Origin of the sequence: Desulfobacter sp. UBA2225, assembly GCF_002348205.1 — a bacterium.
Classification (GTDB): domain Bacteria; phylum Desulfobacterota; class Desulfobacteria; order Desulfobacterales; family Desulfobacteraceae; genus Desulfobacter; species Desulfobacter postgatei.
In genome coordinates this window covers 502-10,305 of sequence record NZ_DDYV01000179.1, presented here as the reverse complement: position 1 = coordinate 10,305, position 9,804 = coordinate 502, and the positions used below count along the sequence as shown (strand labels likewise).

Below are 9,804 nucleotides of genomic sequence, written 5' to 3'. Positions count from 1 at the left end.
TGTGGCTGACCGGCTTTGATGTGCCCAGCATGCATACGCTGTATATCGACAAGCCCATGAAAGGCCATAACCTGATGCAGGCCATCGCCAGGGTGAACCGGGTCTACAAGGACAAACCCGGCGGCCTTGTTGTTGACTATCTGGGTATTGCTGCGGACCTGAAAAAGGCCTTGTCGTTTTATTCGGACAGCGGGGGCAAGGGTGATCCGGCCATCGCCCAGGAACAGGCGGTTCAGATGATGCTGGAGAAACTGGAGGTCGTATCCCAGATGTTCCACGGTTTTGCCTATGAAGACTATTTTGGATCGGATACAGGCGCAAAACTTTCCCTGATTCTGGCGGCTGAAGAGCACATTCTTGGCCTGGAAAACGGCAGGAAACGGTTTATCAACGAGGTGACAGCCCTGTCCCAGGCCTTTGCCATTGCCGTCCCCCATGAAGAGGCAATGGATGTCAAGGATGAGGTCGCCTTTTTTCAGGCGGTCAAATCACGCCTGGTCAAGTTTGAAGGTTCAGGGACGGGGAAAACGGATGAGGAGATCGAAACCGCGATCAGGCAGGTTATCGACAAGGCCTTGGTGAGTGAACAGGTTATCGATGTCTTTGATGCCGCCGGCCTGAAAAAGCCGGATATCTCCATTCTTTCAGAGGATTTTCTTCTGGAAGTGAAAAACATGGAACATAAAAATATCGCCTTGGAGGTCCTGAAAAAACTTCTGGATGACGAGATACAGGCCAGGACAAAAAAGAACCTGATCCAGGGTAAATCCCTCATGGAAATGTTGCAGAATTCCATCAAGAGATATCACAACAAAATCATTACGGCGGCTGAAGTCATCGAAGAGCTGATCGCCCTGGGCAAGGATATCCGGGAGATGGATAAAGAACCTCAGGAAATGGGGCTTTCCGACTTTGAGTATGCCTTTTATACTGCCATTGCCAATAACGACAGCGCCCGCGATGTGATGGGAAAAGACAAATTACGGGAACTTGCCGTGGTGCTTTTTGAACGGGTCAGGGAAAACGCCTCCATTGACTGGACCATCAAGGAAAGCGTTAAGGCCAAGTTAAAGGTCATCGTCAAGAGAACCTTGCGTCAGTATGGCTACCCGCCGGATATGCAGAAGCTGGCAACCGAGACGGTGCTGAAACAGGCGGAAATGATTGCTAACGAGATGGCCCATGCGGAATAATCCTTTTTGCCACGAGCCGTTCCATTTGAAACTTTTTCAACAAAAACTCAAAAAATAGGGCTAATAGGGATAGGGACGCCCCTCGCGGGGCGTCCCTCCCAGGTGAGTAGCCCGGAGGAATCTCACCCCCAGGCCCTCTCAGAACCGTACGTGAACCTCTCGATTCATACGGCTCCTATTGTCCAGCCATAAAACATGACATTGCTTGATCCAAAGAATTCCTCCCATTGCTGGTTGACCCCTCGTATCAAGCCAGTACCTTGCCTCAGCAAGGCGGCTTCCTTTCGAAGCACCGTCGCCGGTACCCCGTTGCACTACCGCTACACCCTTCGCCTCCATCAGGCTGGGTCTAAGACTTGCCAAATGTTTGGAAATCCATTACATTTGACTCACTTCTAAGAACACCGCACACCGAATGAACCTAACGTTTTGGATATAGACCAAATTGCAGTGCCGGAGAGCAAATATAGGACTTGTAGTTTAATCTGCAGTTAGGAAAGATCGGTATTATTGAGACCGATATCAAAAGGCAGTTAGAAGGTCATAAACGATCACTATCATTTACCTGTTAGAATCGAGAGGTCCATCATGGAACGTACATTAAAAGTTTTTTGCTCCGGATCGGAACAGGATAAACTTTCCGATCAAATTCCTGTCATCGAACGCTATGCTGGTTTTTTACTGACTCGGCTGCCCCAGGAGCTGGCGGACTCGCTGGCCAGCCGTTATCCTGTGGAGGACATCACGGACCAATACCTGCTTCCTGCGGGCCAGCGCGATATCGATACTGAGCTGCCGCGTCTGGATTCGGGGGGGCGGATGCGGGCTCATCCTGCTTATAAGGGAGAGGGAAAGCTATCGCCGGGAATGCATCACTATCTGGTCCAGTTTATAGGCCCCATCAAACAGGAATGGCTGCAGGGCGTCGAGGCCGCAGGCGGCAAGCTACAGGTTCCACACGCCTCGTTCAGCTATGTCGTGCGTGCGGACGAGGCATGTATCTCACGCATTGCCGCCCTTCCGTACGTGCGTTGGTCAGGACATTTGAGCCACAAGGATCGGGTCGCCCCATCCGTTTTGTCCGGGGTCAAGCGGAAAAAGGATGAGGTGCAGGGTGAGTTGCCCCGGACCCGGGTGATGCCGGGGATGTATTCGGTGACGTTTTTTGACAGCGAAACCCAGCAGCAGGCTGAGCCACAGGTGCAGGCCCTTGGTTTCGAGATTCTTCGGTCGGATCCGGATGCACGGATGATGATTTTGAGGGTTCCTGCTGGAAAAGGAGGGATAAAGCGGATTCGGGATCTGGCCGCGGTCCACGGTGTACGTTTGATCCGGGAGCATAGTCTCAAGCGGACCAGCAACGATGTGGCCGGAAGGTTGATGCGAACGGCCATCGCTACCGGTGCAACCGGTTTGAACCTGGATGGATCAGGAGAAGTTGTGGCCGTGTGTGATACCGGGTTGGATACCGGTGACGCCAACTCGATACATCCGGATTTCAGCGGCCGAATACACGCGATGCTCAGTTACCCGATCAACTCCTATTATGCACCCTACATCAAAAATCCCGGGGCCGACGATGGCTCTGCCGATCTTGACAGCGGTCATGGCACACATGTTGCCGGTTCCGTGCTCGGCGACGGCAGCTCCAGCGATGGTTTGAGCGGCACAGAGGGGCCCATCCGCGGCCTGGCCCATGGGGCAAGACTGGTATTCCAGGCCATTGAGCAGGAGATGAAATGGGAGGATTCCAGCTATTACGGTTCGATTGGTCGTTATCTGCTATCGGGTATCCCCGACAATATTTCCACCCTCTTTGCCGACGCTTACGCTCACAATGCGCGCATTCACTCGAATTCGTGGGGTGGGGGTGATCCCGGTGCGTACGACGCTCAGAGCGAACAGCTTGATCGTTTCGTGTGGGAGCACAAGGACTTTTGTGTGCTGGTTGCCGCCGGAAATGACGGTACGGACCAGGATGGAGACGGAAAAATCAACCCCATGAGCGTTACCTCTCCCGCCACGGCCAAGAACTGCATCTGTGTGGGCGCGAGCGAAAACGAACGTTCCAACTTTAATGGCGAGCAATACGGTTTATGGTGGTCCGACGACTACCCGGTTGCGCCTTACCGTAACGCACCCATGGCGGACAACCCTGAACAGGTAGTGGCCTTCAGTAGCCGGGGGCCCACCCAGGATGGGCGAATTCGGCCCGATCTGGTGGCGCCCGGCACATTCGTGCTCTCCACCCGCTCCAGCAGGATTGCAGCAAACAACAATGCCTGGGCGGCTTTTCCCGGTTCCCGCAAGTATTTTTATATGGGGGGAACCAGCATGGCCACACCCCTGGCTGCCGGGGCCGCCACCCTGGTCAGGCAGTTCCTGCGACGTGACAAGGGTATTGCCAATCCTTCCGCCGCTCTAATCAAGGCGACGTTGATTGCCGGGAGTAAACGGCTTCCAGATATCGGCAACGCGGGGGCCGTCTGTGATAACGAGCAGGGGTTTGGGCGTCTGGATCTGGATGGTGCACTGGCGCCCCAGGCATCTTCGGCAATCGAATACATTGATGTGGCGCAGGGCCTCAGCACCGGTGAGATATGGTCACGCGAGATATTGATCCAGAGCGACGCCATCCCGCTACGGGTGGTTATGGCGTACAGCGATTATCCCGGCGAGCATCTGGTCAACAACCTGAACCTCATTTTGACGGCACCAGACGGTAAACGCCATGTCGGTAACGCATCCGGCGACGGAACCTTGACCATGGATGCCAATAACAATGTCGAAATGGTGCAGGTCACCACGCCTTTGCCCGGTTCCTGGCGTATTGAGGTGGTGGCATCCAACGTACCGCAAGCAAATCAGGAGTTTGCCCTGGTGATCGTCGGCGCTTTGGGTCAGCCTGATGAAAGCGGTTTGATTCGTGCTGAGAGTAAGCCCGGCCTGGCGATTCCCGACCAGGATCCGGCCGGTGTTTATGACGCCATCTCACTGACCCAAGCAGGCAGAATCCGAACTGTGGCGGTGGAAGTTGATATCCGGCATACCTATATCGGGGATCTCAAAGTCGATCTCATCTCACCTGCCGGTACCCAGATCACCCTACACAATCGTAGTGGTGCCTCCAAACAAGACCTCCATGGCCGCTACGAGGTACAGTCGACCGGCGCTCTGGCGGGTCTTATTGGCCAGTCGATTGCTGGGGAGTGGCGGCTGTCGGTCTCGGATCATGCGCGGATTGATGAAGGCACCCTGCGTAGTTGGACATTAGAGATCGCGCCCGAGGCGGATGAGTGGGAGGAACTCAAGGCGGCACCCGCTCTACACATTCCCGATAATGATGCCCAGGGTATTTACCACACCTTGGAGATGGGTCGGGCGGGTGCGGTCCGGGAACTCGAACTCCAGGTGGATATTACCCATACCTATATCGGTGATCTGCGAGTGGTGCTCTCGGCGCCTTCCGGGAAGACAGTAACCGTACACGAGCGGACCGGAGGCAATCGGGATAACTTGATCCGTACATTCGACACAGGCACGACTCCCGCTTTATCCCCTCTCATCGGCGAATCCGCCAAAGGAGAGTGGACCCTGTCCGTATCTGATCACGCGGGTCGTGACATAGGCAAGCTCAATGCGTGGGGACTACGCATAAGGTTCTGACAACGGCTTCGATAAGGGCACCTTGAAAAAATTCAAGGTGCCCATGTCCCGTTACTATAAGATCCCTGGCATCATGACATGCTCATTTCAAGGCTGAGCTGGAAATGGGAGCTTTTTTCTGATTTATGATCAAGCCGTCATCATTCCAGTCAAAGGCCTCGCCGTTTAAAATTATTTTCTTTTTGCTGAACCAGACAGTCAATCGTTTGTCGGCTTTTTTCTTTTCTGTCTTCATAGCTTCAGGGATTCTCCCTTCAAACAGGGTATTGAGGTACTTCATCTCTTTTTCCGACGCTTCCTTGGAAGTGACGATATCCGACTGAAACACCATCTCGATGGTGTAATCTTTTATATCCCTTTTATCCCTGTCTAGCTTTTCATGAATAAATGTTATTGATATGTCAGCGGCCTGTTTTTTCTTTATAAGTTGTTTCACTGACAATACATCTTTAAAGGTCAACAGGGTCATTTCGGGGAAATTATCCAGTATTTCGGTATCCGAAGGGTTGAGCTTTTTTTCTCCAGACTCGTCCTGAAGTTTCAATGTCACCAGCGAAGTGCCGTTCACCCAGCGTGTTGGCAAGAACACTAACAGGTTATTATCTTTGAAAATATTCAGAGGATTTAAAAATGACTTGCCTGCGGTCTGGAGCAAAACCCTGTCAAATTCAAGGCGTATCTTCTTTAAAATATCGCTGTTGCGGGTCTGACCGTAGAGCCAGAGCACATCGTAATTTTTAACCGTATCGTTATTAAGAATCACGTCGATGATGCGATTGAACACATCCTTTGGGGTGTTTAACAGCAACGCAGGCCCAACAGTTCTAACCATGTCGGGCGTGTCGATGAAGGCTGTGTGCCCGTTGTCCAGATTACGTAAAATGAGCTTGCCTGCGGTATCGGAATCCCCCAGGTGACCGTACTGGAGGGCTGCAAAAAGGAGGTTTCCCCAGTCATTATCATCGGAATTGGACACAATCAGCGCCAGATCGCGTTTTACCGCATCAGAATTTGAATTTTTCATGAGCATTGTTTTGCACATGGCAACGGAAGCGGCGTACGGGTCTTTTCTTAGAATTCCCTGGTGTATCTGCTGGAATTGGAGGAAGCAGTGGAGAGCCTCTTTGGTGCGGCCGATTTCCTGGGCTGACTGGCCCCGGTAGTACCAGTATGGCGGAAACTTCTGAAAGCTGGTTTCAATCCGCTCTAATTTCCTGCAGCGTTTGGTAAGATCAGGCTCTTTTAAAATATTGGTATAGTCCCTCAGCTGTTTTTCATCCAGTCGCCATGTATCGGGCAAGTTGTATTTTCTCATGAGCGTCCAGGAGTATTTGAGCAATTTTTTGTAGAAATTGTTAAGTTCCTGCATGGTCTTTGATTCAATGGCCCACTTACCTGTCTCTTTTTCTTTAATGTATGTGTTCATTTGGGATCGGTAGTTAAAATAGAAGGAGCCTGTTGCGACAAAGGCCGCTAAAATCGTGTTGTAGGGATTGATGACAACATCCGTATCAAAAACAAGTGCTGTGACTCTGTTTTTAAGTTCGTGTTGAACATTTCTATCAAAATCTTTGAGAAGATATTCCCGGTCATAATCATTGATTTTTGAGGAGGTAAGCAGATCCATGAGTTCCTGGAGCAGCGTGATGAGGTCGGCATCAGGGATGTTGCTTAAATTCAGGTTATTGATGATCATATTGTATTCCTGATCCAGAATAACCTTGTCATTGTAAGTCATGATATGGGTTAAGGATACGGCTATCAGGTTCAAACATTCAAGCACCTGAAGCTGAATCGCTTCATCATGGGTCTTTGCCGCATTCTCCTCTGCGGCATATGTGACAACGCCTGATACATGAGAGAAAATCAGAATCAGGACTAATTGCAGATAAATAGTCAGTTGTTTTTTAATATTGCCTGTTTTCATTTTCGTATTCCGTTGATTCCACTGTTCAATTTGATTTCACCGCAGGCAAAAGCCTTGCCGTGAAAGCTGTTAACATCTAACAATTACGATAACCGTATAGAATATAAAGATATTTCCTGTCAAGAAGAGTCGTATGATTTAATAATTATACGCAAGATGGCAGGTCTTGAAATATACGGTTTTAAAACAAAAGGGAGAATTCAAGCGCGGGTTCTGAGATTCTCAACTTTTTGGATTATTAGGTCAATCCCAGATCTGAAATGACTGCCAGAAAGAGATCCACCACTTTGGGGTCAAAATGGGTTCCGGAATTGTCTGTAATCATTTTTATGGATTTTTCCTTGAGCCAGCCGTTTCGATATGGCCGGTCAGAGACGACTGCGTCATATACGTCGGCAACAGCCAGGATTCTGGCGCCTATACAGATATCTTCACCGGCAAGGCGCCCTGGATATCCGGTACCGTCGAATTTTTCATGGTGCTGGTGGACAATAGGAATGGTTTCAGCATATGCGTGGATTGGTTCCAGAATTTTTGCCCCTATGGATGGATGATCTTTGATGATATCGTACTCTTCGTCGGTAAGACGGCCGGGTTTATCCAAAATCGACAAAGGGATGCCTATTTTGCCAATATCGTGCAGGTAGGCTGCCCGGCGCAGGTTGTCCATTTCCTGGTGTTCCATGTTCATGGCACCGGCGATCTTCATGGCAAGCGTTGTGACCCGTTCGGAGTGACCGGCCGTCCAGGCAGATTTTGCGTCCACAGTTCTTGCCAGGGCTTCCAGGGTCCCTACATTCAGCCGTTCCATTTCTTCCACCAGAAAAGAATTGGACAAAGCCACGGTGATCTGATTGGTAATTTGACGGGCATGTTTGAGTTCGTTGTTCAAGAATGATTTTTCTTGTTCATATCCAAGTGTGATGATCCCTTTGAGCTTTTCGTCAATCATCATGGGGAGTACCACCAGGTACTCGTCAATGGCAACACCTGCCTTGGCGGCTATTCGCCTGACTAAACCCTGATCGGAAACAATGTAATGCTCCTCTATTTTTGCCAGTTCTTCCAGATCGGTTTTGGACAGATCGAAAAATATTTCATCTGGTTTTCTCCTTTTCAAATCCGTCAGGATGAATCCGTGAAAGGTTTCCGGTTTTTTTTCAACGGCCAGACAGAGGGTGACAGAATGACATTCAAAAAAAAGAAACATTCGTTTTAATGCTGTGTTGATGATCTGCGGGGTATTCAGTGAAGATAAAATCTCCCGATCAATTTTAGACCGCGTATTCAGATCTTCAAATTGCCGCTTGAGTTGTTCTGCCATGATATTAAACGATTGGGCGACCTCTTCAAATTCGTCATCGCTTGTTACCTCGACAGGGGTATTAAAGTCCTGCCGGGCCACTCGCTGGGTTCCTTTTTTTATTTCTTCAAGGGGGACCAGACTTTTGCGTATATGGACAATACTCAGCAGGAGAACGATCCATACCGTAAGCAGAATGACCAAGGGAAAAATAATTTTAAATTGGGCTAATGCGCTGAGCGCTTCTTTCTGGCGGTTTCTTAAAAGCACGTTCAATACCGGTGCATCAAAGTTTGATTTTAAAAACATGGACCAGTAACTGACAAAATAATTTTCTCCTTGATCATTGTACTCTAATAGCCGGACTTGGTCATTTTCGGTATCCCTGGCCAGATCTCGGCGCAGCTCCTCGGTAAGGGGAAATGATGAAACCAGAACCTTCCGGTACTGATCCATTATACATAGATCCGTCATGGGCGGCAGGATATTTTGATGTCCGATTCCCCACAGATACAGCGTATCGATTTCTCCGACCAGGGTATCTGTTTTGTCAGCTTTCATTATCATATACGCTTTGGCCGGAGCCGCTTTTTCCTTATCGTTGTTTTCAAAGATCAAGGCGGTATTTTCCTGGGATACACTGGCGGCTTTTTTGAGAAACGCATCTGAAAAAGCTGGAAACTGGCCGAACAAGCGTTCAGTTTGCCCTGCACTGTCAATCAGTCCCATGGCATTGAAGTGCGGAAGAAATTTTTTGGTAAAGGCATCTGAGTGGTCAGATTTTAACAGTCTTAGCTGCATATTTCTTTCCAGGTGCAGCAGTCGCTCATAAATGGCCATGCCATGGACTTTGGCCGCATCCTGTAGATCTCTTGCGTTCTGTTTTTTAAGCTGGACTGACACCTGGATATAGGAAATCACAGACAGACACAGAATGGGAATGAGCGCACACATCACAAACAAAATAAAAATTCTTCTGCCCACTTTGCTTTGAAACAGGGATCGTCCGATTCGCATCTATTCTGTTCTCCATTAATAATTTGAAACAAGCCCGACAAACCCGCCGTCATTGGCCCTGACAATATCATCCCGGCTGGATTTGGCTGTAAACGGGGCCACACTCTTTCCATCCGGCCCCATGCTGTACAGGTCATAATCTGAATTTACAGGCACCATGAAATGATCCTTTCGCAATTTTCCTTTCGGGGTCCCTTCCACGGGAAGATATTGATATGGGTTACCCCAGGGGTCCGTCAAATTATCCATGCCGACTGCCGCAAGGTTAGATGGAAATTTATCAAAGTCAAAGTAATAAACCAGTAGCGATTTTTCAATGGTTTTAATGTCTGAAATGGCAATGGTCACACGGACCTTGTCTTTAATATTAATATACATTGGCGTGGCAATGGCGGCCAGTGTTCCGATAATGGCAACGACGATCATTAATTCAATGAGGGTAAATCCGCCTTTTTTGATATAGCCGTTCACCAGGGCGGTTTGACGTTTTAACTTGAAAAGAAAGCGTATGATAAATAGCATCGGCGTATTTTATATGGGTGCATTCCCTGAGCGGTTGAGAAGACGAACCCTTTGTGAAAGAATCCGAAAAGTATATAATTGTTTGGGGGCGTTGGCAAGAAAGAAAATTCACCTGAACAGAATCCTCCATATGAGTCGTTTGAAATTTGACCATTGGTCATATTTTAGGCCATCCG

At 49.2% G+C, this 9,804-nt stretch carries 5 protein-coding genes; 2 read left to right on the top strand and 3 right to left on the bottom strand.

The annotated features are described in order from the left end of the window. Positions 1 to 1,193, top strand: a 1,193-nt coding sequence (locus B3D59_RS09255) for a type I restriction enzyme endonuclease domain-containing protein (RefSeq protein ID WP_286819203.1), incomplete at its 5' end; no start/stop codon positions are given. A 588-nt stretch (positions 1,194 to 1,781) separates the two neighbouring features. After that, positions 1,782 to 4,859, top strand: a complete 3,078-nt coding sequence (locus B3D59_RS09250) for a proprotein convertase P-domain-containing protein (protein WP_286819202.1) — start codon at positions 1,782 to 1,784, stop codon at positions 4,857 to 4,859. An 82-nt stretch (positions 4,860 to 4,941) separates the two neighbouring features. Here B3D59_RS09250 and B3D59_RS09245 read toward each other — a convergent pair whose 3' ends face one another. From B3D59_RS09245 to B3D59_RS09235, 3 genes are all read right to left on the bottom strand, one after another. Further along, complete coding sequence (locus tag B3D59_RS09245) at positions 4,942 to 6,786, bottom strand: hypothetical protein (RefSeq protein ID WP_286819201.1); 1,845 nt, start codon at positions 6,784 to 6,786, stop codon at positions 4,942 to 4,944. 238 nt (positions 6,787 to 7,024) lie between these two features. Then, entirely contained in the window at positions 7,025 to 9,106 is a 2,082-nt protein-coding gene (locus tag B3D59_RS09240) for an HD domain-containing phosphohydrolase (protein WP_286819200.1), read from the bottom strand. Between the two features lie 15 nt (positions 9,107 to 9,121). Next, a complete protein-coding gene (locus tag B3D59_RS09235) occupies positions 9,122 to 9,532 on the bottom strand; it encodes a type II secretion system protein GspG (protein WP_414646530.1) in 411 nt (136 codons plus the stop codon). Between the last annotated feature and the right edge of the window lie 272 nt (positions 9,533 to 9,804).

Bases quoted from the DNA above. Each gene is read 5' to 3' on its own strand.
- B3D59_RS09245 (WP_286819201.1), bottom strand. From the start codon at position 6,786: ATGAAAACAGGCAATATTAAAAAACAACTGACTATTTATCTGCAATTA.
- B3D59_RS09250 (WP_286819202.1), top strand. From the start codon at position 1,782: ATGGAACGTACATTAAAAGTTTTTTGCTCCGGATCGGAACAGGATAAA.
- B3D59_RS09235 (WP_414646530.1), bottom strand. From the start codon at position 9,532: ATGATCGTCGTTGCCATTATCGGAACACTGGCCGCCATTGCCACGCCA.
- B3D59_RS09240 (WP_286819200.1), bottom strand. From the start codon at position 9,106: ATGCGAATCGGACGATCCCTGTTTCAAAGCAAAGTGGGCAGAAGAATT.